Below are 26,520 nucleotides of genomic sequence, written 5' to 3'. Positions count from 1 at the left end.
ATAAGTATGTAATATAAAAATATTTAGAAATAGTATATAACTGTGATAGAATTAACATGTATTGAAAAATTTATATAAAATATAGTTTTAAGGAGTGAATTATTGTGGATAAAAATATAACTTGGATCAATGAAAAAAGAATAGAAAAAACAATTAAAGCTTTAGAAAAAAACAATATGAATGGTTATTTAGCAAAAGATACGGATGATATTATAAATATAATAAAAGAGTTAGTTGATGAAAAGTCATTAGTAGCTTGTGGTGGCTCTATGACTTTATTTAAAACAGGTATTATAGATTTATTAAGAAGTGGTAGATATAATTTTTTAGATAGATACGAAGAAAATCTCTCACCTCAGGAGATGAAAGAGATATTTAGAAAATCTTTCTGTGCAGATGCATACTTCACTAGTACTAATGCTATAACAGAAGAAGGAGAATTATACAATGTAGATGGAATGGGAAATAGAGTGGCTGCCATGCTTTATGGACCTGATAAAGTTATAGTAGTATGTGGAGTAAATAAGATAGTAAAAAATATAGATGAAGCTATAAATAGAAATAAAGTAGTATCTGCCCCTGCGAATGCTAAAAGGTTAAATACTAAGACGCCATGTAAAGAGGTAGGCTATTGTATGGACTGTAGTAGCAGTGAACGAATATGCTGTGAATATACTATTATAAAAAAACAAAGAATACCAAATAGAATACATATAATATTTATAAATGAAAGTTTTGGGTATTAAAATAGTATACAATTTATCCTACACATAATGAATACATAATTTGTCAATAATATATAATATGTATATCACCAAGGGTAGTAAGGAGGAAATATGAAAAAAGTAAAGCTTATATATAATCCAAACTCAGGTGAGAAAAAAATAACAAACCAACTTGATAATATAATAAAAATATATCAAAAATATAACTACATACTTATACCATATAGATTAAGTAAACATCAGCACATAAGTAAAGCCTTTTTAGATATGGATGAAACTTATGACCATTTATTAATAGCAGGAGGAGATGGAACAGTAGACATAGTTCTAAATGCTATGAAAGAATTTAATGTAGATATACCTATTGCTATACTTCCAACAGGAACAGCTAATGATTTTGCTAAAGCGTTAAATATTTCATTAGATATAAATAAAGCTGTTAAAGATATACTCAATTCAGAGCCTAAAAGTATAGATATAGGAAAAATAAATAATAAATATTTTATAAATGTAGCTAGTGCAGGGATGTTTACTGATGTATCTCAGAAGATAAATCCAGAATTAAAAAATTATATGGGAAAAGTATCTTATTATATTACAGGTATAGAGGAAGCTCTTCACCTAAGAAAATTCAATATAAATGTAAATTCCAAAGAAGTTATGTACAAGGGTGATATGTATCTTATGTTAGTCTTTAATGGAAAAACAGCAGGTAATTTAAATTTGGCATACAAAGCAGAAGTAGACGATGGTTACCTAGATGTTATTATATTTAAAGCAATGCCTATACCAAAATCAATACCAGTGCTTATAAGTATATTAAAGGGTGAGCACTTAGATACATACAATGAAAGTGAGATATTATATTTTAAAACTAAAAAAGTAAGAATAGATTGTTGTGATGGTTTATTAACTGATATAGATGGAGAAAGAGGGCCAGATTTTCCTCTGGATATAGAATGTATAGAAGATGGAATAAAAATACTTGGAGTAAAATAAAAAAGGAAGCTAAATTTAGCTTCCTTTTTTATTTATTATTTTGAAGGTTTGAATGAACTTTTTAAAGGAACAACTCTATTGAATACTAATTTATCATCAGTAGTATATTTAGTATCGACAGAGAAGAATCCATTTCTAACAAATTGGAATTTATCTAGAACTTTAGCATTTTCAAGTTGAGTAGGCTCTGCAAATCCTTGAAGTATTTCTAGAGAATCTGGGTTTATTTGTTCTAAGAAATGCTTACCTTCATTTTCAGGAGCATCATCAAGTATTAATGGTTCATATAATCTAAATTCACAAGGCTTAGCAGTAGTTGCTTCAACCCAATGTATAGTAGATTTAACTTTACGCCCTGTAAATCCTGAACCACTCTTAGTTTCTGGGTCATAAGTACAATGTATTTCAGTTACATTTCCATTTTCATCTTTTATAACTTCATTACATCTTACAAAATATGCACCTTTTAATCTAACTTCGTTTCCAGGGAATAATCTAAAGTATTTTTTAACAGGTTCCTCCATAAAGTCTTCTTGTTCTATATAAAGTTCTCTACCGAATGGAACCATTCTTTTTCCTTTAGTTTCGTCTTTTGCATTATTTTCGATTTCTAACATTTCTATTTGACCCTCAGGATAATTAGTTATAACTAATTTTAAAGGTCTTAAAACACCCATAGCAAGTGGAGCTTTAGGTTGTAAATCTTCCCTTACGAAAAAGTCAAGCATTTGGCTATCAACTTTAGAATCAGCTTTAGATACACCAATTTCTCTACAGAAGTTTGTTATAGCTTCAGGAGTATATCCTCTACGTCTAAGACCTGATATAGTAGGCATACGAGGATCATCCCATCCATCAGTTATACCTTCGTCAACAAGTTGCTTTAGCTTTCTCTTACTCATAACAGTATTTGTAAGGTTAAGTCTTGCAAATTCTATTTGTCTAGGGATATTTTCCATTTCACATTCTCTAACAACCCAATCATATAATGGTCTTTGATCTTCAAATTCTAAAGTACATATAGAATGAGTTATTCCTTCTATTGCATCTTCTAATGGATGAGCAAATGCATACATTGGATATATACACCATTTGTCTCCTGTGTTATGGTGCGTTGAATGAGCTATTCTATATATTATAGGATCTCTAAAGTTTATATTAGGAGATGACATATCAATTTTTGCTCTTAATACTTTTTCTCCATCTTTAAATTCACCGTTTCTCATTCTTTCGAATAAGTCTAAGTTTTCTTCAACAGTTCTGTTTCTATAAGGACTGTCTTTACCAGGTTCACTTAATGTACCACGATATTCTCTCATTTCTTCAGGTGTTAATTCACACACATAAGCTTTACCTTTTTTTATAAGAAGCACAGCTTTTTCGTACATTGTATCGAAATAGTCTGATGCGAAGAATAAATTATTCCAATCAAATCCTAACCACTTAACATCTTCTTTTATAGAATTTACGTATTCTACATCTTCTTTAACAGGGTTAGTGTCGTCAAATCTTAAGTTTACTTTTCCTTTAAATTCTTTTGCAAGACCAAAGTTTAAGCATATACTTTTAGCATGACCTATATGTAAGTAACCATTTGGTTCTGGTGGAAAACGAGTTATAATGCTGTCATGTTTTCCAGTTTCTAAATCATTAACTATAATGTTTTTTATGAAATTAGATGAAACATTTTCGTTTGACATATTAATAGTACCTCTCATTTATTAATTTTTTATCCATAGTACAAAAAAGTACTATAATCCATAATATTAATTTTAATCTAATATTGTAAAAAAATAAAGATATAATTAAATATATATACTTAAAATTATTATACGAATGACTAAATTTTATAATATAAATATAAAATTATGATAAATTTCCGTTTAAATAGTGAACTTAAATCCTAAAATGCCATAAAAAAATGTATACTTACTAGATAAGTCTAAATAATAATAATATGATAGTCATTTTTTAAACTAATAAACATATATTTAGGAGTAGTTAATTATGGAACAAATACTATATTCATTAACAGACCACAAGGCATTAGCCATAATAGTTGGATTTTTACTTATAATGCTTGAGACTTTTGCTCCAATACTTCCATTAATTGCGATAGTGCTAGCAAATGCTTTTGTTCTTGGGATGTGGATGGGTTTTTTAGTGTCATGGGTAGGGTCAGCAATTGCATCTATAATTCTATACTATATAGCAAATAAGTTTTCAAGGTTAAAATACATACAAAAGTATAAATCAAAAGAACAAGTAAAAAGGATAACTTCTTGGATTCATAAGCAAGGATTTAACACTATATTTATATCTTATGCATGTCCTTTTATACCAGATTTTTTAGTAACAATTTCATCTGGATTTGCAGGAACAGAAATAAAAAATTATATATCAGGAATGGTATTTGGAAAATTTGTAATGTTTTTACTTATAAGTTACATTGGGGAAGATTTGGATAAAGTTTTACAAGAACCTATTAAAGTAGTAGTATTTGCTTTAGCTGTAATTATATCTTGGATACTTGGAAGAAAAATAAATAATAGAATACATACAGGAAATGTACCTAAATAGAATTAAATAATATAAATATAATATTTATAATTTTCGACAAATAATTTCACAAAAACATTTACTATATATATATTTTTGTGATATAATTTTATAGTTATATTTTAATGAAGGGGGAGAGTAATATGAAAAAAGTATATATTATAACAACATATACAGGTACAGTATTATCGTTTCTTATAAGACGTATAAGTAAAACCCCATATGCACATGTATCAATATCTTTAAATGAACAATTAAGACCTATGTATTCATTTGGAAGGTTAAATCCTAAAACTCCTATATTTGCAGGGTTTGTGGAGGAAAATATAAATGAAGGTTTATACGCTATAAGAACTAACACTATGTGTCGTGTTTACTCGTTAGATGTTACTGATGAACAATATCATAAATTATACAAGAATATAATGAATGTAAGTGAAAATAGAGAACAATATGATTATGATGTAAAAGCACTTTTATATCTAAGCATAGATAGACCTAGAGAAAAAGAATTTAAATATGTATGTTCACATTTTGTTGCTGATATGCTAGAAAAAAGTGATATAGATATTATGAATAAGCCTTCTTATGAAGTAAGGCCTAATGATTTTTATGATTATAAAGGTTTAGTGCTAGAATACGAAGGATTACTTTCTAAATACTACGATAGAAATAAAAATGATATGTACTTAAGAAGAACAGTTAATGTATAAATACCTCTTATTTTAAAGAGGTATTTATTTTTTTACAATAAATGGATATAATGTAATTAAATACAAATAATAAGAAAGGGAGTATTTAATGGGAAAGAAAATAAAACCGTACATAATATCACTTATAGTCATTTTGATATATTTAATCATAAAACTACCAGTTTTAAGTTTTGACTTCATATCATTTACATCAACACTTATACTATTTTTTGGTTTATCGGGCATATTAGACATGATGCTTGATAGGTCAGAAAAGACTTCTAAAATGGCAAAATACAATTTTTTTATAGCTATAATACTTATAGCTTATAATATAGCTGTTCCATTTATAACATCTTCACCAATACTTCATTCCAAATCATATAGAAACTTATTAGGAGAGGTTAAGGAAAGCACCTTTACAAAAGATGTAAGTCCTGTAAGTGTAGCAGATATTCGTTTAGTAGATGAAGATATGGCTATGAAATTGGGAGACAAAAAAGTTGGAGAAGTACCAGCGTTAGGAAGTGTTGCTAAACTTGGTAAATTTCATATACAAAGTGTAAATGGAAATTTATATTGGGTGGCACCACTTGTACATAGAGATTTAATAAAATGGATAACATCCATGGATGGAACTAACGGATATGTAATGGTATCTGCTAGTAATCCTCAAGATGTAAGATTAGTTCAAAAGATAGACGGGAAACCTGTTAAGATAGTATATCAACCAGAAGCATATCTACATCAAGACTTACACAGACATATGTATTTAAAAGGAATTGTAAATGTAGGTATGACAGATTTTACACTTGAAATAAATGATGAAGGCAGACCTTATTGGGTTACAACATTATACAAACATGATATAGGATATAGCGGTGCTAATGCTATTGGGGTGGCTACAGTAGATGCAGAAACTGGAGAAACTAAGAGGTATAATATAAAAAATGCACCAAAATGGATAGATAGAATACAGCCTCAAGAATTTGTAACAGATCAAATAAATGATTGGGGATTATATGTGAAAGGATTTTTAAATTCTGTAATATCAGAAGAAGGCGTTTTAGTTCCAACTGAAGGAACATCTTTAGTTTACGGAAATGATGATAAATCATATTGGTATACAGGGATAACTTCTTCTGGTGGAGATGAATCAACTATAGGGTTTATGTTAGTTGATACTCGTACTAAAGAAGCTAAATTATATAAACAACCAGGTGCAACAGAAGCAGCAGCTATGAGATCTGCAGAGGGTAAAGTTCAAGAGAAAAACTATGAAGCAACATTCCCTGTGATGTATAATATACTTGGAACTCCTACATATGTTTCATCTTTAAAAGATAAAGCAGGATTAGTTAAGATGGTTGCATTTATATCAGTAGAAGACTTTAGCATATTAGGGCTTGGAGAAACAAAAGAAGAAGCACTTAGGAATTATAGAGAGGCACTTTCTTCGAAAGGAAATAATATAAAAATAGAAAATGATACAACAACAGAAATAGTAGAGGGTACTGTATCTAGAATTAGCCCAGATGTAAAGTCAGGGAATACTTTCTATTATCTGACTTTAGAAAATAATGGTGATAAAGTATTTAATGCAACATCAAAAGTATCTATAGACTTACCACTTACTCAAGTAGGAGATAAGGTTAAAATAACTTACCAAAAAGGGGAAAAGGGATTTGTAGATATAGTTGAATTTGATAACTTAAGTATAGGTAACATGACTAAAGAAAATAAATGATTTAAGTTAGAAGTAGCAAATTTGCTACTTCTTTTTAGTTTAATTAAATATAATATTTGAATTTTTAAATAAATCACCTAAAATTTGTAAATTTTATAGTACTTGCTTAATATAATAATATATGACCTTTAATATCAAATAACTTCAAGGAGATAGACAATATGCTTGGGATAGAAAAAGAGATATTGATTTTAGTAAGTAGAGTTAGGTGTATGACGGAAAATCAATTTGGAAAAGTTTTTGGGACAAGGAAGAAATTCAAAAAAAAATCTTTTAAAAAAACTTTAAGAAAGATGTGCAATGATTATACACTTAGAAAGTATCCATGTAATATAAATTATTCAGGGTATAAAGACAATTCATATGTATATTACCTAAATGGAAGTAAACAATACAAAGGTAAAGAACTTATAAAGGTAGTTGTTGGATCAGAAGTGGCAATCAAACTAAATAATAATGGATATGATATAAAAAGATTCTATAGAAATATATCAGTAGGAAATTCAAAGTATGATTTATTTGTAGAATATATTGATAAATATGGAGATATAAAGCAAATCTTGATAGACATAAAAATAGATGAGAAATTAAACACTTCTAAGTATGAAAACATGGATGAAAAAATAAAAAAATCAACAATACCTTTTTTTGAAACTCCAAAAGTATTAGTTATAACAGGGGAAGAAATAGATGATTTACAAAGAAGTAGGGTAAATAAGTTAGATGGTGAAGTTGAAATAGTAGATATATTTTTAAATAAATTGTTTAGATATATATAAAAGATTTGTATTTATATATAATATAGTATTTAATATTAAAAAAGTGTAGATATTTATTATGCCTACACTTTAAATATGTTTAATCATATTTTTAATAATATCAAATATACAACACATTGCAGAAAGTTTTTAATTAAAGTGATAATAGCTAAAAAATTAGGTTTCTAAATGAATATTTACAACACTTTAGCTAAAAATAAAACAAAAAAGTTTTTAAAAATATTAATTTCGATATTTTCTCCTATATGAACAACAAATATGATAGAATTATTACTAGATAATAAGGAGGGATTTAATGAAATTAAAATTAATTTTACTATTATCATTGATATCAATTGTAATGGTAGGTTGTTCTAAAGAAGACGATGATTTAGTTAGTCAGGGAAAAGTTGCTTTAGAAAAACATGAATATGATAAAGCTAGGGACATATTAGCAGATGCATTACAGGCCGATAGTGCAGATGATGAGGCCAGAGCTATGTATATGCAAGCTGTTAATATGGAAAAAGCTAATGAATATGAAAATCAAGGAAATTATAAAAAAGCTATAAAAGAACTTGAACGTATAGAAGATATAAAAGATGGTTCATCAAGTATTAAAAATGAGGCATTAACTAAGAAAAAAGAACTTATAAAATTAGATGAAGAGTATCAAAAAGCTCAGAAAGAAAGGAAAGAAAATGCAAAAGAAGCTTCTAAAAAAGGTGTAATTTATGCACAAAAGCAAGTTTCAAGTATTCAAGCTATAATACTAGCTAAAGAAGAGGAAAATAGAAGAAAAGAAGCTGAAGAAAAGCAAAAAGAAGAGCGAAACTCAAAAGAAAATATGGAAATAACACAACCAATAGTTCCTAATCAACCGGGAACACCTCCTATAATCCCTTCAACAAATCCAGATACTCAACCTATTCCTCAAACTGTAGAACAAAAAATACGAACTATAGTAGATAAAATTTTAAAATAAGGTTGTATAGTACAATAAATAGCTATGATTTAAATCATAGCTATTTATTGTACTTAAATTGTAAATTTTATTTCATATAGATAATATAAAAGAATATTTAATTGATGAAAATTCTTATTTTGAATCTTTAATATTTATATGATTGTTTATGTATTTACCCAAACAAATTTTTATTAATGCTGCAAAAGGAACAGATAAAAAAACACCTAATATACCAAATAATGATCCTCCTATAAGTACTGCAGATATAACCCAAAGTGGACTAAGTCCAACCTGATCTCCCATAATCTTAGGTCCGATTATATTTCCATCTATTTGTTGAAGAATAAAAATAAATACAAATACCCAAAGTGCCTTAAGGGGACTATAAAGAAAAGTCATAGAAATAGGTAGTATAGCTCCTATAAATGGACCGAAATAAGGTATTATATTAGTTAAAAAAATTATAAATGATAAAAATATAGCATTATCAATTTTAATTATAAACTTAAATCCTAAAAAAGCTAGTATTCCTATTATTAATGAGTCTAATATTCTACCAACTATATAATGATAAAATATATAATTAAAGGTTTTAAAAAATTCTAAAAAAGAATTAGCTTTTTTAGTAGTGGTAATAGCGTATAATAAATTTTTACAACTTAGTATTATATTTTCTTTATCATATAATATATAAAAAGACAATATAATACCCATTAAAATATTAAAAAATAAAGAAGTTATACTAAGTATATAATTTAAGATATCAGTGGAAGTTTTTGAAGATAAATTATTAAGTTCTTTTAATAGTATATTTAATCCATCTTCTATTTTATATATCAATAGTTTTAATATATCTAAATGAGATATATGCTTAGTAAATACTGTATGTAAAGTATTTATACAATAAGGTATCTCCTTTAATAAAGTGCTCAATGTATTTATTAAAGAGGGGATTATCATATTAGCACAGATAGATACTAATAAAAAAATACCAATATAAGATATTAAAAGACTTAAAATTCTTTTAATATTAAACTTTTTTTCAAGAAATACCATAAATGGGTTTATCAATAGAGAAAATAAAATACCTATAAAAAAAGGACTTAGAATCATGAATAAACCCTTTATATTAGATAATAAATTTTCTGGTGAATCTATAAACTTATATATAAGTATAGTTATAAAAGCTATAAATACATAATACTTTATATTTTCCTTTGAAATCATAATATTCTCCTTAAAAATGTACTTAAATTAGATATATTAATAGTATTTCATATAAACGAAAAAAAATTAGGGTTTTGTTTTTAACAACAATGTATTATTATATATAATTGTAATAATAAAAAGTCTTATATTAGTGAATTATTATCATGATAAAATATTAAAGAGAAGGTGTAATATGAGGATAAATAAATATATAGCGTCTTGTGGTATAGCATCAAGAAGAAAAGCCGAAGAACTTATAAATGATGGTAGAGTTAGTGTAAATGGAAAAATTATAACAGAATTATCATTTCAGGTAGATGAAGCTAAAGATATAGTAGAAATAGATGGAGAAAAAATAGGACTAGATGAAAAAGAAGTATACATAGTTTTAAATAAGCCAGAAGGATATATAACAACAGTAAAAGATCAATTTGACAGACCAAGTGTACTTGATTTAATAACTGATATAAAAGAAAGAATATATCCTGTTGGAAGACTAGATTATGAAACTAGCGGATTATTACTTCTTACGAATGATGGTGATTTAACATATAAATTAACTCATCCAAAACATGAGATAGATAAAACTTATATGGCAATAGTAAAAGGTGTACCAACTAATGAAGAAATAGAAAACTTTGAGAAAGGTTTGTATATAGAAGATTATAAAACAGCACCTGCTAAGTTTAAAATAGTAAAAATAAATGAAGAAAAAAATTATTCAATATGTCAAATAAAAATACATGAAGGTAGAAATAGACAAGTAAGAAAGATGTGTAGAGCTATAAATCATCCAGTACTTAGACTTAGAAGAGTTGCTATGGGTAAAATAACTTTAAAAGAAACTGAAGTAGGAAGCTACAGACACTTAACTAGTGATGAGATAAAATACTTAAAGGGTATAAAGTAGGTGAATTATGATAAAAGCTAAATATCTAACTAAGGTAATAGACATAAATAAATTGTATCTAGAACAAATAATAAATGAGGGAGATATAGTTGTAGATGCTACTATGGGTAATGGTTACGATACAACATATCTTGCTAAGAAAGTAGGAAAAAGTGGTTTTGTATATAGCTTTGACGTTCAGGAAGAAGCTATACAATCAACATCTAAAAAGTTAGAAAAAGAAGAGTTATCTTCTAGGGTAAAGCTTATTTTAGATGGTCATGAAAACATGGACAAATATATTGACAAAGAAATTTCATGTGTTGTGTTTAACTTGGGATATTTACCAAGGGCTAAACACATGATTACAACAAAGCCAAATACAACAATAAAGGCTATAGAGAATAGCTTAAAGCTACTTAAGCCTCATGGTGTAATAAGTCTTGCAATTTATACAGGACATGAAGGCGGGCTAGAAGAAAAAAATTGTGTATATAATTTTGTTAAAAGCTTAAATCAAAGTGAGTTTAATGTATTAGAATGTAAATTTATAAATCAAATAAATAATCCACCAGAGCTTATTTTAATAGAAAAGAAAAAAGAATATTAAGCCATGCTTTAAGCATGGTTTTTTTAGCTGATTTATTTTTGAAAAAATATTTCTTAAGATGAATTAATTATATGATGCTAGATAAAAATAAAATTATATATGTTTTTTATATAAAAATCTTTAAATGAGTATTTAAAATATATATGTAAAAGTGGTATAATAATATTCGATGCTCAATCAGACATTAAAAATACAGAAAATTTGAATATAGAGGCATTTCTAAAAGAATTTAGAAATTTTGGTAATATATAAATTATAAGGAGAAAGAAATGGAAGATACTAGAGACTTAAAAGATAGTAAAAAACTTATCTCAGACATACAAGCACAATATCCAAGACTTAGTAAAGGACAAAAGCTAATAGCTCAATATATACTATCAAATTATGATAAAGTAGCTTTTATGACAGCTTGCAAATTGGGGGAAACAGTAGGAGTTAGTGAATCTACAGTAGTAAGGTTTGCAAATGCACTAGGTTATTCTGGATACCCTAAACTTCAAGAAGCACTACAAGAACTTATAAAAAATAAGCTTACAACAGTTCAAAGAGTGGAAATGGCAAAAGAATATTCAGATGATAGTACAATACTTAATAAAATACTAAAAGGTGATATAGATAATATAAAATCAACACTAGAAACAATAGATGAAAAAGCATTTGAGGAATCTGCAAATAAGATACTTAAGGCCAGAAAAATATATATATTAGGTATGAGAAGTTCATTTACTATAGCTCAATATTTAGGCTTTTACTTAGATATAATACTTGATAACGTTCATATAATAAGAATGGATATGGGGGACGCATTTGAACAAATAGTAAAAATAAATGAAGAAGATGTAATAATAGCTATAAGCTTCCCAAGATATTCTAAAAAGTCATATCAAATAGTAAGTTATGCTAAAGAAAAAGGAGCTCATATAATATCATTAACAGATAGCTTATTTGCACCAGTTGCATCTTTAGCAGATGATGTATTATTAGTAAAAAGTAATATGGCATCATTTGTTGATTCACTAGTACCTGCATTAAGTATAGCTAATGCTTTAATAGTATCTGTTGGTATGAAAGAAAAAGAAGACATAAAAGAACACTTTAGTGATTTAGAAAAAATTTGGGATCAATACTCTGTTTACGAGTAGAATACATTCTATAAGCAATATACTTTCTCAGTAAACTTGGGTATATTGCTTATTTATTTTTTATATTGAATATTATTTAATAGCAGTAAACTGACATTTATATAAAAACTGACAATTATTTAAATAAAATATTACTAAGATTTATAGAAGTCTCTTTGTCCATTTCTTCTAAAACATGACTATATTTATTCATACTAATCTTAATATCACTATGTCCTAATCTATTAACAACAGTTTTAATATTTGTTCCAGATAATAACACTAATGTAACGTTTGTATGTTTCCTCTTTAGTATAAACATGTGCTTCAAATTCATCTTTTTATATAAAATTACATGTATTCTCATTGATCTCTTTTAATCTATAACTTTCAGATAATACAGCCCTTAAAATAAAATGCATTAGCTCAGAATTGAATTTTAGACTTAGAACAAAATGAAGAAATCTTATATGATAAAGAAATATATATTAGAAGTTATACAAAAAAGACTAGAAAATCAACAGTTAAAAAGAAATGTGAAAATAGAATACTTAATTCCTTTATTAATATTTTTTGTGTAGATTTACCAGGAATACATTTTATATGTTTTTGAAAGTTATCAAGTATTTTTATTAATTCTTAGCTGTTACAGGGTGATCTTCTAATAAATTTATTATGTCAACTATTTCAGAGTAATTAGGTTCTATAAAGGCCAAAAAGTTAAATTTTTTAAATGATTTTAGATAATTTAACCTTTCAAATAATAATTTCATATTTGCACTTCTTATTTTTAAGAGTGTCCATCCTCTTAAATATTAAATTTAACGTTTTATTTTCCTATTATGATAATGTATTAAAAATTCCCCCTTTTTATAAGTTTAATTATTTTTTCTTAATCTATTAAATAAGTGTAATATTCTACTCAATGTGTTTTATATGATAAGAAATAAATTATAAAAAATATTATATAAACATTTAATAATTTGTTTTTGGATTAAAAAATCATGTTATTATCTAAAATGATTCATATGAATTTACTTTATAACTGTTTAATTTATATATAATCTTATGATTAAATTAATCATAGATAGATCGTACTTCAGTGGTCCATTATAGTCTATTGATATATAAGTATATGTCGTATCTTATTGAAAAATTTGATGCTTTATGTTTTTTAATTGAATATATTCACAAATTGTCTAAATAATGAATATTATATATTAAATTGATATTATATTCTCAAAATTTATAGAGAACTCAGAATGATTATTTAAAAATTTTAACTATGAAAATAAGATCAATTTGATTATTTACTATTATTAAAAAATAAGTTCACGAATTAAAAAATTAAGGAGGACAATCATGGATAATTTAAGTACTGTTGAACTAAAGTGTGGTTGTGGATTCGCTAGACCATATGTTAAACGTCAGGTTTATAATAATTCATATAATCCAAAAACTGCATTGAGAAGAGGAACTTTGTTTCCAGAATTAGATTTAATAGAATCTAACAATTACAACGATTGGCTATACGCAAATCCTATGAATAGAGTTAAATTTAAACATAGAGAGGATAGATGTGAATGAGATCAAGTAGAAGGAATCTTTTAGATAAAGTTTTAGAATACAGTTTTGCTTGTATAGAATTAAATTTATATTTAGATAATAATCCAGAAGATAAAAACGCTTTAAATTCATACAACCAATATAGCGATAAGTATGCTCAAGCCAGATATGATTATGAAATTAAGTATGGACCATTAACCAATTTTGGGTATTCACCAAGCAATTATCCATGGAGATGGGTATGTGGTTATTGGCCATGGGATAATGAATTTTATGAATAAAAATATAGAAATATTAAAAATATTAAATATAGATTAAGGAGGACTACATTAAAATGTGGATTTATCAAAAAACATTAGAATATCCAGTTAACATAAAATATGCAGATCCAAGGATGGCTAAACTTATAATGACCCAATTAGGTGGACCTAATGGTGAGTTGGCTGCAGCAATTAGATATCTTCAACAAAGATATACTATGCCAACTGGAAAATCTCGTGCACTTTTAACTGATATAGGTACAGAAGAAATGGCTCATGTGGAAATAATTTCTTCAATTCTATATCAATTAACAAACAATTGTACTCCTGAAGAACTTAAGGCTGCTGGACTAGGTGCAAATTATGCAACATTTGGACATGGACTTCAACCAGTAGATGCTAATGGAGTAAACTTTACAACTGATTATATTAATGTGTTTGGTGATGCTGTAACTAATTTACATGAGGATATGGCGGCCGAGCAAAAAGCATTAGCGACTTATTACCAATTAATAAATTTAACTGATGATCCTGATTTGAAAGATATATTTAGATTTTTAGGAGAAAGGGAAGTAGTACACTATCAAAGATTTGGCGAGGCATTAATGGATGTTTACGACTTTACAGAATGTAGACAATAATTCTAATAAAATACTAAATAAAAAAATCTTATATATTAGCTATATTTTATCTTAGTAAAATATAGCTAGCAAATTAACATATTTCAAGGGCTAAGTAACCAGTTTGAAAAGTATAATTACAGTGCATTTGCTGCAATACTCCCAGAGTAATAGTTTGGGAGTATTTTTATGTACTTCTACATATATTTATATATAAATTTTAATACAAAAGACCAAAGACAAAATGTATAGACTATGGTCAGGTCACTTACGTCCAATTATACTAGTTGTTCATATATACTAAACAAGTTTGTAGCTCTATGCTTATATATTTACTTGTAGAACATAAGTGTATACTAAGCATATGCCAAAAGTTGTATGTCATATTGTAAAAAATAAATTATATATTTAGATTTTCTAGATGATAATTACAATATTCTATTTATGAATGGATTTAAAATAAACAATATACTTATTTTGGTATATTGCTTATTTTTTTAATTTTTAAGTACTATATAATCTTTTAAGTTTATAAATTATTTATATACATTAAAATGCTTTAAATATACTTCATCTTTTTCTTTCTTAGAGCGAGTATCGAAAGGATTGTTTATAAGTGCTTTTACATATAAACTAGGATAATTATAACTTAAATAATTGATATAATGACACCACATATAAGTTAGATATCGATAAACTTGAGATATATCACTTTCCAAATGCTCCTTTTCATATTCTTTAATATCTATATTGTATCTAGTATCAATTTCTTCTTTTAAGTGAAAAAGTGCCATAATAGTTTCTGTAAAAGTTTCGTGATCGTGTAAATATTCATTACTTATTAAAATTACAAGTAAGTTCTTGCTTTCATGAAGAGAATCTTTTATTACAGTTAAGTCAATATTATTTAAATCAATTTTATAGTCATATTTAGATGTAATTAATTTAATATTTTTAAAATAATCAACATCATTTATTAGTCTATCTAAATCAACCATATTTCCAATATTACTAATATTTTTATCACAAATAGTAAACTGATTCAGTAATTTAGTTCCTATCTCTGTAAAGAATACGCCTATTAGTAAACTAAGCTTTTCTACTATATGCGCTCTTTCTCTTTTTTCTAGTAATTTGTCTATAAATAATGTTGTGAAAAATACTTCCATAGGTATAAAGGCTATATCTGCAAATAAAAATATCAAAGTGTGATGAGCATCTTTAAATATTAAGTAATGTATATAGTGCAAAAATAGTGACAATAAAATAAGAAATGCACCTATTAGTATATTTTCATTTTTAAATTTATTCATTATATCCTCCAGCTTTTAAAATTAAATACTTCATTTACATATAGAAAGTAAGTAATTATGTATTTAATAATTTTTGCCAAAGTTAATGATGATATACATTTTTAGTTAAGATAAATTTTACCTAGTATTACAAGATAACTATATTTTTAATTTATTTGAATTATCTCTCAGGTACTTTCTTTTATTTTTATAATTTGGTATTACACTTTCAACTAAGTTCCAAAACTCTTTTGAATGATTCATATGTTTTAAATGACATAACTCATGCACTAATACATAATCAATAATATCAATAGGCGCTAAAAATATCCTCCAGTTTATGTATATATTACCTAGAGAAGAGCAAGTCCCCCACGTAGTCTTTTGTTCTTTAACTTTAATATTTTCAGGATATATATTTAAAATTTTAGAGTATATATTTAATCTTTCTTTAATTTTTTTATTACCAGAAGTTATAAACCATTCTTTGAGTAATTCATAAATCACATTACGTCTATTTGATATACCTATATGAGAACTTATGTCTACTATAAACTCATTTTCTTTTAAATATATACTATTTTTAGATAAGAATTTATTATTATTAATTCTTAATGTATATGGACTTCCAAGGTAATAAATATTATCCCCATCTATAAGTTCAAGTTTTTTTGTACTAAAATTTATCTCATCAAGTTCATGTAATTTATTTAATATCCAATGAATCTTAGATTTTAATAAATCATTAATATGGAAATTAGATATATCACTTGGTGAAGTTACAGTAACTATACCAGGATATTTAACTTTAATATAAATATTTTTTATATTAGATTTTTTTATTATAGAATATTTTATAGAATTATCTTTGTATTTAATTTCATGCAATGGTTTAACCCTCCAAATAAATGTATTAACTTTATTTTACATAAAAAAATAGATTATTAATATAAAAATATATTGACAATGCTATAAAAAGATAATAAAATCATTAGAAATAAACAATTTAAATAGTCTACGTATAATCCCAATAATATGGTTTGGGAGTTTCTACCAAGAACCTATAATTCTTGATTACGAAGGAGTTTTACTTGATTTTAATGTATAAACTTCTTTGTGATCAAGAATTTTTTTATACAAAAAACTAAAAATATAAAACATTAGGGAGGCAATTTATTATGAGAAGATTACCCAAAATAGAACTACATTGTCACTTAGATGGGAGTGTTAGACCACAAACAATAATAGATATAGCAAAGAGGGAAAATATAGAGATACCTTCATATAAAGAAAATGAAATAAAAGAATTGGTAATGATAAAAAAAGATTGTGCATCGCTTAATGAATACTTAGAGAAATTTGACTTACCAAATAAAGTAATGCAAAGTAAAGTAAGCTTAAAGCAAATAGCTTTTGAACTTTTAGAAGATGCACAAAGAGAAAATGTAAAATATATAGAGGTTAGGTTTGCACCACTTTTACACACTAATAAAGGACTAAGTGTAGAAGAGATAATACAAAGTGTAATAGACGGAATAAAAGAAGCTCAAAATATATATGATATAAAGGGTAATGTAATATTATCTTGTTTAAGAACTATGAGTGTAGAAGATGGACTTAAAGTTGTAGAAGCAGGGAAAAGATTTATAAATAAGGGAGTAGTAGCTATAGATTTAGCAGGATGTGAGGAAGAAAGATTTTGCAATAAATTTAAACCTGTAATAGATAAAGCTAGAGAGTATGGATATAATGTAACAATACATGCAGGGGAAGCTGCAAGTGGTCAAAATGTTATAGATGCTATAAATTTACTAGGTGCAAAAAGAATAGGCCATGGTGTTAGAATAAAAGATATGAAAGAAGCTTATGATTTAGTAAAATCAAACAAAGTATATCTTGAAATGTGCCCAACAAGTAATATTCAAACTAAAGCAATAGATGATTTTAATAATTATCCATTATATGATTTTTATAAAGATGGAATATATGTAACGTTAAATACAGATAATCGAACAGTATCTAATATAGATTTAACAAATGAGATAGATTTAATATTCAGGAAGTTTAATATTAATAAAATAGAGTATAAAAATATATACTTAAATACAGTAGAAGCAACATTTTCTGATGAAGAAACTAAAAACTGGTTAAAAAGCTTTATATAAATAAAGACCACTTCTTGGCTAGATAAATTATCCAAGAAGTGATATTTATTTGAAATAATTTATTATAGTTTAATAAATTATTCTACAAGTAGAATATGGCTACATTTTTTTAGGTTCATCATAAGTAGTACCAAATGTATCTACTTTAATTGACTCTATAATTACTTTTCTAGTAGGCATATCATTTTTGTCAGTCTCAACATTTTCTATTTTAGAAACTACATCTATCCCGTTAACAACCTTACCAAAAGAAGCATATTGGCCGTCTAAGTGAGGAGAATCCTTAGTCATTATAAAGAATTGACTTCCAGCACTATTTTTATTTTGACTTCTAGCCATAGATAATACTCCTTTAGTATGCTTTAAATCATTTTTAAACTTATTCTTAGTAAATTCTCCATAAATACTATATCCAGGGCCACCCATACCAGTGCCATCAGGGTCCCCACCTTGAATCATAAAGTCTTTTATTACTCTATGAAAAGTCAAGCCATCATAAAAACCATTATTAGCTAAGTATATAAAGTTACTAACTGTATTTGGGGCTATATGAGGGTATAGTTCAGCCTTAATAGTTCCAAAGTCTTTAAATATTATAGTAGCAATAGGAAGCTTTTCAGGTGGAGTTCTAACCTCATCAGCCATTTCATCATTTGAAGAACATCCAACTAAAGCTAAAGCTCCTGCAACTAAAGCTCCTATAAAACCTTTCTTTGTTTTAGTTCTCATAAAATCACCATCCTAATTAAATTTTAGTCGTTTTATTATAGCATAAAAAAATTAATAAAAGATTGATATATCTATATTTTTCCAATATGAATTTTTATTTTAGCATTATATATAAATTACTACATATAATATGTAAAATATTTATATATAAACTAAAAATACTTTTTACATTATGGAGGTAAAGACATGAAAAAAATACAAAAATACATATCAATACTTTGTATAGTATTTTTATTTTTAGTTATATCAGTTAATATAAATTCTTATGCAAATGAACCTATAATGGAGTACAAATTTACCGTAGAGCAACAAAAAGTAAAAAGAGCAGAGTTTATATGGAGAATCTGTATAGAAAAACTTAGACAAGAAAAAGTATTAAGTAACACAGATGCTAAAGCTATAAACAAATATATATCTGATAAAATGGAAAATAAAAGATATGAAGCTCATATCAATAAGTATAAATATCAAAAAAATGCACTTAAAATAAAAAATGTAGATAATATTGTATCTAAAAATATAATAACGAAGGAACAGGGAGAAATATTGAAAAAAGAATTATCAAAGTATAATCTAAATAATTTAGAATACTAAAATGATATGTAGAAAATACATATAAAATAAGGTACTATAAAATGGAAAGGGGGGGATATAATGAAAAAATATAAAAATATAATATTTGATATTGATGGTACTATATTAAATACAGCAAATATGAACATATATCCATTAATCAAGCTAATTAAAGAAGAAAAAGAAATAGATATGACATATGAAAGTCTTTTATTTGCCTTGGGTCTTCCAGGAAAGAAAACTTTAGAGATATTAGGTTTTAATAATATTGACAAATCTTATGAAAAATGGGTTCAGTATGTAAATGAATATGAAAAAAAGGCAACACTCTATGATGGCATTAAAGATATTATAAAACATATGCACTCTAAAAATATAATATGTGGCATTGTAAGTTCTAAAAATAAGTCTCAATATGAAATTGACTTTATGCCTACAGGACTTCATGAGTATATGAGTGCTATAGTATTAGAAGAAGATACAAAATATCATAAGCCACACCCAGAACCACTAAAAAAAGTAATGGAAATGCTAAATATAAATCCATATGATACATTATATGTAGGGGACTCCATATCGGACTATAATTGTTCTAATAATTGTGAAGTAGACTTTGCTTTAGCTTTATGGGGAGCTGTAGATAAAAATATAAATGCAACTATAAGTTTAAATGAACCTAGTGATATATTAAATTTTATATAAAGATAAAATAAATTATGGTTATATAACCATAATCTATTTTTTATTATTTAAATTTATTTGTATACTTTTTATTTTTCTCATTTTTAAACATCTTAGATCTTTTTTCAAAAGAAGGCAAGTACCTTCTAACCTTTTTTTAGTAGTATTAGTCATTTTGACATTACTCTCTGAATTAAATTCTAAACTAGTATTTTTCTTCATAACAATTTTTCTACTATCATATCTTTATAGTTAGTATGTCTATATAATTTATAAAATATTTATTGTGAAAGTATATAAAATCATATTTATAAAAAGTAAAAATGTTGACTTCCATAATAAAAAGAGTATTATATTGTTAGTACAAAAATAGAAATTTAACGAAATAAGAGGTGAAAATGTTGCATAAAATTAAGGTTCACATCAAAGAAAGTAGCTTGATATTAATTTCCTTTCTAAGATGGTTTGTGCTAGCATCTATATCTGGTGCTGTAGTTGGATTAGTAATATCTTTATTTTTAAATTGTTTACAATTTGCAACAAATACAAGAAAATCTAATCCTTGGCTTTTATACCTACTTCCATTAGGAGGAGCATTAGTAAGTTATTTATATGCCAAGTTTGGAAGAGACTCAGCTAAGGGAAATAACCTTATAATTGAAAGAATTAATGAAGGTCAAGGCCATATACCGTTTAGGATGGCTCCACTGGTATTTTTTGGAACATTTATTACTCATTTATTTGGTGGGTCAGCAGGTAGAGAAGGTACTGGAGTACAAATAGGTGCAAGTATTTCAGCAAAGATAGGTAGAATACTAAAATTAAAAGGATTAGATTATACAATATTAATAATAAGTGGAGTTAGCAGTGGTTTTGGAGTAGTGTTTGGAACACCTATAGCAGGTACCGTATTTGGACTTGAGGTAAGCTCTATTGGCAAAATGAGATACGAAGCTATAATACCATGTTTTGTATCAAGTTATATTGGAAATTTTATAGCTAAATTACTTAATGTTCACCACAGTCATTACAATGTAGTTGATGTTATAGGTGGCGTTGATGTATTTTTTAAGGTAATATTGTGTGCGGCTTTATTTGGTCTTACAAGTAAACTATTTGCAGAACTTACACATGAATTAAAGAAATTTTTTAGCAAAAAAATACCAAATTCAACTTTAAAAAGTTTTATAGGCGGAATAATAATTATAATTATTGTATTAATACTTGGAACCAGAATATATTTAGGATTAAGTTTGGATTTACTAAGTGATTCATTTACAACAGTAGTTTCTAAAGATTCATTTATAATAAAACTAGTATTAACTTCACTTACTTTAGCTGTAGGTTTTCAAGGTGGTGAGGTAACTCCATTATTTGTAATAGGCGCTACACTTGGAAATTTACTTGCTGGAATAGTTGGATTACCTATTTCATTTTTAGCAGGTATGGGTATGATAGCTGTATTTGCTGGAGCAACCAAAACTCCTATATCATCATTTATAATGGGAATCGAGCTATTTGGTTCTTCGAATATAGAATATCTATTTATAGTTTGTGCAATAAGCTATGTGTTTGCAGGTAGAAGTACTATATATACATCTCAGAAAAATTCATTATTTAAACCAGATGAAGAAGATATATATACTTAAAGAGAATATATGATAATATAAGAATACATATTATTAAAAGGTAGGGAAAAATATGAGTAAAAAGGGTAATATTTTAATAGATTCACTTTTAGAAAAAGGGAATATTTATAAGTTAAAATGTAATAAATGTAAATCTATATCAGTTCAAATTACTGAAAATAAAGAGCCAGATTATAAATGCTCTGATTGTGATGGAATATATACGATAATTAAATAATATCCATGTAAAATGAAAGGAAAAAGTACTTACTAAAGTTAAATAACTTTAGTAAGTACTTTTTCTAATTTTATTCTCTAATAAATAATATTAAATTAAAAAATATATATGTAAATAGTACTTTTTATTTAAAACATTTAGAACATGGACTGTAACCTTTATTTAAAGCTTCTTTTTCAGTCAATTTTATAGCGCCCTTCATTCCATGAGAAGTTCTTGATTTATGATAGGAGTTAGACTTACTATTACCACCATTAGCATATACTACATTTTTATCATTTGAATTTATAGTATTAGAACTTTCCTCTTCATTTATCTTAGACATATCATATCCTTTATCAGTTACATACCCATTAATTGACCAGATATTTAACTTATTAGATTTAGCTTCGCTTTGAGTTTTATTTAGTGCATCAAGATGTTTAGTTTGGTTGTATATATAGCCAACTCTTGCTAATCCTTCTTCTACAACTCTTTCATTATACATTTCTAATTTTTTGTGTTCAGGGCATGTATACCATAAATATCCAAGATATCTTCCATATTTATCTGTTGAAGTTTTTCCATCAAGTTCAAAGTAAACAGTATCTCCTTTTTTTAGCAATGATTTAGCAAATTCAGAAGCTTCCGGACCATATTTTTGTACACCAAGATTTGGATGCTTAGTTTCTGGAGTATCTATTAATAATAATCTAGTATCAACTTCTTTATTATTAGGAAGTATTATTTCAACTGTATCTCCATCTACAACTCTATCAACAGTAGCTTTTATTACATCTTTAGAATTTACATCTAAACTTTGACTTACATTACTCTTATGATTAGAAATTTGACTATCTAATACTTTAGAATTAGAAGTTTTACTAGTACATCCTGCAAAAAATAATGGTATTGATATTACAATAGATAGTAAACTTCTTTTATATTTTAGTTTTTCTAAAATTTTCATTTAATTCACCTCTTTTACATACTTTATATATAATACTATTTATATTAAATTTAATGCAACTATTTTGTAGTAAAATGATGAAATTTGTTCATGAAAATTTAAAATACTTTTATAAACTATAACAAATAAAAAATTTCATATATGTAAAAAACTTATCTTGTTTATCATTTAACTCTTTTTCTTTTTTTATCATAATATCTTTTACTTGTTACTCACTTAAATTAGTTTTAGCTACTATATCTGTCATGTCTACATTATTATTAAGAAGCTTTTTAGCATATTCTATAGTTTTTTTGTATTCACCTTTTTTAAAGTTGTTCATATAGTATATCCTTTCAAATAATAGATTTATCTATAAAAAGATTTTTAACCTATACAAAATTTGTGCCTAAAAATGTTTATATAAGGATATAATGGGTATATAGTCATTAAATAATATTATATATAATTTAAAATTTAGATAAACTAAAACTTTTAGGAGGATACAAATGTCAAATTGTAGTTCATGTCCATCAAAATCAAGTTGTAAGAGCCAATCTACTTGTAATATAGAAAATAATCCAAAAAATAATATAAAAAAAGTTATAGGTGTTATGAGTGGTAAAGGTGGCGTTGGTAAATCAACTGTAACAGCACTACTTGCTAAGAAATTAAATAAAATGGGATATAAGGTTGGGATTCTTGATTCTGATATAACAGGACCTAGTATTCCAAGGCTTATGGGAGTATCAAATGAGAGAGCTATATCTCCAAATGGCAAAGATATATACCCTATAATAACTAAAGAAAATATAAAAACTATGTCTGTAAATTACATGGTAGATAATGAAAATCAGCCAATAGTTTGGAAAGGTCCATTAATAGGAAATACTGTAAAGCAATTTTATAGAGATGTTATGTGGGAAGATTTAGATTATTTATTAATAGATATGCCTCCAGGTACAGGAGATGTGGCACTAACTGTTATGCAGTCTATTCCTTTAACTGGAATAGTAATGGTATCAGTTCCTCAAGATATGATATCAATGATAGTTGCCAAAGCTGTTAATATGGCCAAAATGCTAAATATTGATATATTAGGTGTAGTTGAAAATATGAGCTATATACAATGTCCTGATTGCGATAAAAAAATAAAGTTATTTGAAGGAGAAGAAACTGAAAAATTCTTGAGTGAAATGAATTTAAAGTTACTTGGAGAACTTCCTATGACTAAAGAAATAATAAATATAACTCACAATGGAGTAAATGAAATAAGTATGGAATTAGATAGTATACTAACAGGTATAGTGAATAATATAAAATAATTAATAAAAATAAAGCTGCTAAATTAGTAGCTTTATTTTTATTTTAAATCTATAATCTAATATATAATTAAGATAAGGGAGATGACTATTATGAAGCTTATAGATTTACATTGTGATACAATAGATAGATTGTTGGAAGAAGATAAAGATTTATATGAAAATAATTTTTCTGTAGACATAAAAAAGTTAAGAAAATCAAATTCTATTTTACAAGTATTTGCATTATATTTTGACCTAAATAAATATAGGTTAGATCCATATAAAAGGTTTGAAGACATGTATGAAAAATTTAATAAAGAGATAATTAAAAATAGGAAGTATATAGGTCTAGTAACAAGTTATCAGGATATAGTATCTAATATTAATAATAATAAAATATCAGCAATTCTTTCAATCGAAGAAGGAGGAGCTATAAATGGAAATATAGATAATTTATATAAAATACATGATAAAGGTGTTAGATTAATAACATTAACTTGGAATTATGAAAATGAAATAGGTTATCCTCATAATAATCACGATTTTAGATACAATTCTTTAAAGCCATTTGGGAAAAAAGTAGTTGAATGCATGAACGAACTTAATATGATAATAGATGTCTCTCATTTAAATGATGGAGGGTTTTATGATGTAGCGAATATATCTAAAAAGCCATTTGTAGCATCACATTCAAATGCTAGAAGTATAACTAATGTAACTAGAAATCTAAGTGATGATATGATAAAAATATTAGCAAATAGTGGTGGTGTTATGGGAATAAATTTCTGTAGTTATTTTACAGGAAAAAGCTCCATAACTAAAATAGATGATATAATATATCATATAAAACATATAGCAAATATTGGTGGAATAGATGTAATTTCTATAGGAAGTGATTTTGATGGAATAGAAAATGCAGTCGAAGTTTATGATATAGGTGAAATGGAAAAACTTTATTACTCACTAAAAAAAGCTGGATTTAAAGAATGTGAAATCGATAAAATGATGTATAAAAATGCATTAAGAGTTATAAAGGATGTTCTCTAAAAAGTTTTAAAAAGAATAGATTAACATAATATAAATCTAAAGAATATCATACATTAAAATGAGTTTTAGGAGGTATATTATGAAATATGCTAGCTATAAAAAAGGAGTTATAATTGATATAACTATTTTTGAAAACGGTGAGTATATATTTATAACTATAGGCGAAGAGCCAGGTAATATATACACTTATACAAGGCTTGTATATTCTGATAAAACTTTAATACTAGATAACGAGTATAATGAAATATCTGTTAAAGATTTAAATATAGGAGACTTTGTAGTCGCATATCATTCTAACATTATGACCTTAAGTATACCACCACAGACTAATGTATGTATAATTGAAGTTAAGTAGTCATATAAGGAGACAAAATATGAAAAAGCTAATGATTATAGAAGATTCAAAGACTATAAGAGAAGAGTTAAAAGCATTACTTAATAGATATGGTTATGAAGTATTTGCATCAGACAAGTTTGAAAATATAATAAATGATATAGAAAATGAAAAACCACATTTGATATTATTAGATATTAATTTACCTATATATGATGGATTTTATATATGTAGAGAGATAAGAAAAATTTCTAATATACCAATAATAATAGTTACAAGTAGAGACAATGAAGTAGATGAACTTATGAGTATAAATTTAGGTGCAGATGATTTTGTAACTAAACCTTATAATACACAAATACTTTTAGCACGTATAAGTTCTGTATTAAAAAGAGTTTATAATGATTCAGAAAATATGGATATTCTTGAATTCAAGGATTTAAGTTTAAACCTATCAAAGGGAACTGTAAAATCATCTATAGGTTCTTTAGAAATTAGTAAAAATGATATAAAGATATTATCTTACCTTATAAAAAACAAAGAGAAAATAGTAACTAGAGAAGAATTAATGAACTACATGTGGAATTCAGACTTATATGTTGATGATAATACACTATCTGTAAATATAAATAGACTTAGAAAAAAATTAGAAGAAATAGGTCTTAAGGATTATATAGAGACTAGAAGAGGACTTGGGTATATAATGAAATAAAAAAGTGTAACTAATTTAGTTGCACTTTTTTTATTATACTTAAAATATATTATATATGTTTTTTAAAACGACAGATTATCTTGTTTTATGTAACTATATCTTCATATAATTTATCTGTATTATAATTTGATACAATGTCATTCATACTAAGTACATATGTATTTTTT

Annotated in this window: 31 protein-coding genes and 1 riboswitch; of the genes, 22 read left to right on the top strand and 9 right to left on the bottom strand. The window is 25.9% G+C overall.

All coding sequences use genetic code 11. The features are described from left to right. Positions 1 to 104: 104 nt before the first annotated feature. Together ABHC41_RS11790 and ABHC41_RS11785 are read left to right on the top strand one after the other, a co-directional pair. Positions 105 to 746, top strand: coding sequence for a lactate utilization protein (locus ABHC41_RS11790; protein WP_195237700.1), 642 nt, complete (start codon positions 105 to 107; stop codon positions 744 to 746). Positions 747 to 836: 90 nt separating this feature from the next. Continuing rightward, positions 837 to 1,724: a YegS/Rv2252/BmrU family lipid kinase gene (locus ABHC41_RS11785; protein ID WP_092925938.1), complete on the top strand. Its 888-nt coding sequence runs from the start codon at positions 837 to 839 to the stop codon at positions 1,722 to 1,724. Positions 1,725 to 1,759: 35 nt separating this feature from the next. Here the strand turns inward: ABHC41_RS11785 and ABHC41_RS11780 are convergent, their stop codons facing one another. Next, positions 1,760 to 3,424 carry a glutamine--tRNA ligase/YqeY domain fusion protein gene (locus tag ABHC41_RS11780; RefSeq protein ID WP_195237702.1) on the bottom strand — a complete coding sequence of 555 codons (1,665 nt, stop codon included), beginning with the start codon at positions 3,422 to 3,424 and terminating at the stop codon, positions 1,760 to 1,762. Between the two features lie 307 nt (positions 3,425 to 3,731). On the opposite strand from ABHC41_RS11780, the gene ABHC41_RS11775 reads away from it, so the two are divergent. The 5 genes from ABHC41_RS11775 to ABHC41_RS11755 all read left to right on the top strand — a co-directional run bounded on the left by ABHC41_RS11775 (position 3,732) and on the right by ABHC41_RS11755 (position 8,465). After that, positions 3,732 to 4,304, top strand: a complete 573-nt coding sequence (locus tag ABHC41_RS11775) for a VTT domain-containing protein (RefSeq protein ID WP_195237704.1) — start codon at positions 3,732 to 3,734, stop codon at positions 4,302 to 4,304. Positions 4,305 to 4,426: 122 nt separating this feature from the next. Further along, complete coding sequence (locus ABHC41_RS11770) at positions 4,427 to 4,996, top strand: hypothetical protein (protein ID WP_195237706.1); 570 nt, start codon at positions 4,427 to 4,429, stop codon at positions 4,994 to 4,996. Between the two features lie 88 nt (positions 4,997 to 5,084). Continuing rightward, the gene (locus ABHC41_RS11765; protein ID WP_195237708.1) at positions 5,085 to 6,722 is read left to right on the top strand and encodes a hypothetical protein; all 1,638 of its coding nucleotides are present in this window, start codon (positions 5,085 to 5,087) and stop codon (positions 6,720 to 6,722) included. Between the two features lie 161 nt (positions 6,723 to 6,883). Beyond that, the gene (locus ABHC41_RS11760) at positions 6,884 to 7,501 is read left to right on the top strand and encodes a hypothetical protein (RefSeq protein ID WP_092925928.1); all 618 of its coding nucleotides are present in this window, start codon (positions 6,884 to 6,886) and stop codon (positions 7,499 to 7,501) included. Positions 7,502 to 7,796: 295 nt separating this feature from the next. Next, positions 7,797 to 8,465 carry a tetratricopeptide repeat protein gene (locus ABHC41_RS11755; protein ID WP_166505372.1) on the top strand — a complete coding sequence of 223 codons (669 nt, stop codon included), beginning with the start codon at positions 7,797 to 7,799 and terminating at the stop codon, positions 8,463 to 8,465. Positions 8,466 to 8,579: 114 nt separating this feature from the next. Here ABHC41_RS11755 and ABHC41_RS11750 read toward each other — a convergent pair whose 3' ends face one another. Next, positions 8,580 to 9,674, bottom strand: a complete 1,095-nt coding sequence (locus ABHC41_RS11750) for an AI-2E family transporter (RefSeq protein WP_195237710.1) — start codon at positions 9,672 to 9,674, stop codon at positions 8,580 to 8,582. 175 nt (positions 9,675 to 9,849) lie between these two features. On the opposite strand from ABHC41_RS11750, the gene ABHC41_RS11745 reads away from it, so the two are divergent. From ABHC41_RS11745 to ABHC41_RS11735, 3 genes are all read left to right on the top strand, one after another. Then, on the top strand, positions 9,850 to 10,566 hold the full coding sequence (locus ABHC41_RS11745) for a pseudouridine synthase (protein WP_166505374.1): 717 nt from the start codon (positions 9,850 to 9,852) through the stop codon (positions 10,564 to 10,566). A 7-nt stretch (positions 10,567 to 10,573) separates the two neighbouring features. Continuing rightward, positions 10,574 to 11,155: a class I SAM-dependent methyltransferase gene (locus ABHC41_RS11740; RefSeq protein ID WP_195237712.1), complete on the top strand. Its 582-nt coding sequence runs from the start codon at positions 10,574 to 10,576 to the stop codon at positions 11,153 to 11,155. Between the two features lie 269 nt (positions 11,156 to 11,424). Beyond that, positions 11,425 to 12,297 (top strand): MurR/RpiR family transcriptional regulator, encoded by an 873-nt coding sequence (locus ABHC41_RS11735; protein WP_092925918.1) that lies wholly within the window; start codon positions 11,425 to 11,427, stop codon positions 12,295 to 12,297. Positions 12,298 to 12,412: 115 nt separating this feature from the next. Here ABHC41_RS11735 and ABHC41_RS11730 read toward each other — a convergent pair whose 3' ends face one another. Together ABHC41_RS11730 and ABHC41_RS11725 are read right to left on the bottom strand one after the other, a co-directional pair. Further along, complete coding sequence (locus ABHC41_RS11730) at positions 12,413 to 12,598, bottom strand: integrase (RefSeq protein WP_195237714.1); 186 nt, start codon at positions 12,596 to 12,598, stop codon at positions 12,413 to 12,415. Between the two features lie 310 nt (positions 12,599 to 12,908). Further along, entirely contained in the window at positions 12,909 to 13,049 is a 141-nt protein-coding gene (locus ABHC41_RS11725) for a hypothetical protein (protein ID WP_195237716.1), read from the bottom strand. Positions 13,050 to 13,638: 589 nt separating this feature from the next. Here ABHC41_RS11725 and ABHC41_RS11720 point away from each other — a divergent pair. Genes ABHC41_RS11720 through ABHC41_RS11710 form a run of 3 tightly spaced genes read left to right on the top strand, consistent with a single transcriptional unit; the run spans position 13,639 to position 14,743 of the window. Beyond that, a complete protein-coding gene (locus ABHC41_RS11720) occupies positions 13,639 to 13,863 on the top strand; it encodes a spore coat associated protein CotJA (RefSeq protein WP_195237718.1) in 225 nt (74 codons plus the stop codon). Next, on the top strand, positions 13,860 to 14,123 hold the full coding sequence (locus tag ABHC41_RS11715) for a spore coat protein CotJB (protein WP_195237720.1): 264 nt from the start codon (positions 13,860 to 13,862) through the stop codon (positions 14,121 to 14,123). Before ABHC41_RS11720 ends, ABHC41_RS11715 begins: the two co-directional genes overlap by 4 nt. A gap of 53 nt (positions 14,124 to 14,176) precedes the next feature. After that, positions 14,177 to 14,743 (top strand): manganese catalase family protein, encoded by a 567-nt coding sequence (locus ABHC41_RS11710; RefSeq protein ID WP_195237722.1) that lies wholly within the window; start codon positions 14,177 to 14,179, stop codon positions 14,741 to 14,743. A 515-nt stretch (positions 14,744 to 15,258) separates the two neighbouring features. Here ABHC41_RS11710 and ABHC41_RS11705 read toward each other — a convergent pair. After that, a complete protein-coding gene (locus ABHC41_RS11705; RefSeq protein ID WP_092925916.1) occupies positions 15,259 to 16,035 on the bottom strand; it encodes a hypothetical protein in 777 nt (258 codons plus the stop codon). A gap of 138 nt (positions 16,036 to 16,173) precedes the next feature. Next, entirely contained in the window at positions 16,174 to 16,902 is a 729-nt protein-coding gene (locus ABHC41_RS11700; protein WP_166505378.1) for a SprT family zinc-dependent metalloprotease, read from the bottom strand. 109 nt (positions 16,903 to 17,011) lie between these two features. Further along, positions 17,012 to 17,111, top strand: a riboswitch (purine riboswitch). A gap of 81 nt (positions 17,112 to 17,192) precedes the next feature. Here ABHC41_RS11700 and add point away from each other — a divergent pair. Continuing rightward, positions 17,193 to 18,179 carry an adenosine deaminase gene (gene add / locus ABHC41_RS11695; RefSeq protein ID WP_092925913.1) on the top strand — a complete coding sequence of 329 codons (987 nt, stop codon included), beginning with the start codon at positions 17,193 to 17,195 and terminating at the stop codon, positions 18,177 to 18,179. Between the two features lie 99 nt (positions 18,180 to 18,278). Here add and ABHC41_RS11690 read toward each other — a convergent pair whose 3' ends face one another. Continuing rightward, positions 18,279 to 18,824 (bottom strand): peptidylprolyl isomerase, encoded by a 546-nt coding sequence (locus ABHC41_RS11690; protein ID WP_240276264.1) that lies wholly within the window; start codon positions 18,822 to 18,824, stop codon positions 18,279 to 18,281. Positions 18,825 to 19,094: 270 nt separating this feature from the next. Here ABHC41_RS11690 and ABHC41_RS11685 point away from each other — a divergent pair, with 270 nt between their 5' ends. Together ABHC41_RS11685 and ABHC41_RS11680 are read left to right on the top strand one after the other, a co-directional pair. Further along, positions 19,095 to 19,502, top strand: coding sequence for a hypothetical protein (locus ABHC41_RS11685; RefSeq protein ID WP_195237726.1), 408 nt, complete (start codon positions 19,095 to 19,097; stop codon positions 19,500 to 19,502). 60 nt (positions 19,503 to 19,562) lie between these two features. Then, positions 19,563 to 20,183: an HAD-IA family hydrolase gene (locus tag ABHC41_RS11680; protein WP_271892908.1), complete on the top strand. Its 621-nt coding sequence runs from the start codon at positions 19,563 to 19,565 to the stop codon at positions 20,181 to 20,183. Positions 20,184 to 20,216: 33 nt separating this feature from the next. Here the strand turns inward: ABHC41_RS11680 and ABHC41_RS11675 are convergent, their stop codons facing one another. Further along, a complete protein-coding gene (locus tag ABHC41_RS11675) occupies positions 20,217 to 20,384 on the bottom strand; it encodes a hypothetical protein (RefSeq protein ID WP_207733551.1) in 168 nt (55 codons plus the stop codon). 176 nt (positions 20,385 to 20,560) lie between these two features. Between ABHC41_RS11675 and ABHC41_RS11670 the strand changes: the two genes are divergently transcribed. Together ABHC41_RS11670 and ABHC41_RS11665 are read left to right on the top strand one after the other, a co-directional pair. Continuing rightward, positions 20,561 to 21,811: a chloride channel protein gene (locus ABHC41_RS11670; RefSeq protein WP_271892911.1), complete on the top strand. Its 1,251-nt coding sequence runs from the start codon at positions 20,561 to 20,563 to the stop codon at positions 21,809 to 21,811. A gap of 52 nt (positions 21,812 to 21,863) precedes the next feature. Next, positions 21,864 to 22,028, top strand: a complete 165-nt coding sequence (locus ABHC41_RS11665; RefSeq protein WP_166505384.1) for a hypothetical protein — start codon at positions 21,864 to 21,866, stop codon at positions 22,026 to 22,028. Between the two features lie 124 nt (positions 22,029 to 22,152). Here ABHC41_RS11665 and ABHC41_RS11660 read toward each other — a convergent pair whose 3' ends face one another. Then, complete coding sequence (locus tag ABHC41_RS11660) at positions 22,153 to 22,977, bottom strand: thermonuclease family protein (RefSeq protein WP_195237730.1); 825 nt, start codon at positions 22,975 to 22,977, stop codon at positions 22,153 to 22,155. Positions 22,978 to 23,465: 488 nt separating this feature from the next. Here ABHC41_RS11660 and ABHC41_RS11655 point away from each other — a divergent pair, with 488 nt between their 5' ends. The 4 genes from ABHC41_RS11655 (at position 23,466) to ABHC41_RS11640 (ending at position 26,353) form a co-directional block, all read left to right on the top strand. After that, entirely contained in the window at positions 23,466 to 24,281 is an 816-nt protein-coding gene (locus ABHC41_RS11655) for an Mrp/NBP35 family ATP-binding protein (RefSeq protein ID WP_195237732.1), read from the top strand. 90 nt (positions 24,282 to 24,371) lie between these two features. Next, positions 24,372 to 25,307 (top strand): dipeptidase, encoded by a 936-nt coding sequence (locus ABHC41_RS11650; protein WP_092925901.1) that lies wholly within the window; start codon positions 24,372 to 24,374, stop codon positions 25,305 to 25,307. Positions 25,308 to 25,386: 79 nt separating this feature from the next. Continuing rightward, entirely contained in the window at positions 25,387 to 25,662 is a 276-nt protein-coding gene (locus tag ABHC41_RS11645; protein ID WP_195237733.1) for a hypothetical protein, read from the top strand. 19 nt (positions 25,663 to 25,681) lie between these two features. Then, on the top strand, positions 25,682 to 26,353 hold the full coding sequence (locus tag ABHC41_RS11640; protein WP_195237734.1) for a response regulator transcription factor: 672 nt from the start codon (positions 25,682 to 25,684) through the stop codon (positions 26,351 to 26,353). Positions 26,354 to 26,520: the final 167 nt, after the last annotated feature.

Source organism: Romboutsia sp. 1001216sp1 (assembly GCF_039841805.1).
Classification (GTDB): Bacteria; Bacillota; Clostridia; order Peptostreptococcales; family Peptostreptococcaceae; genus Romboutsia_C; species Romboutsia_C hominis.
This window is presented reverse-complemented; position numbering and strand designations above follow the sequence as displayed.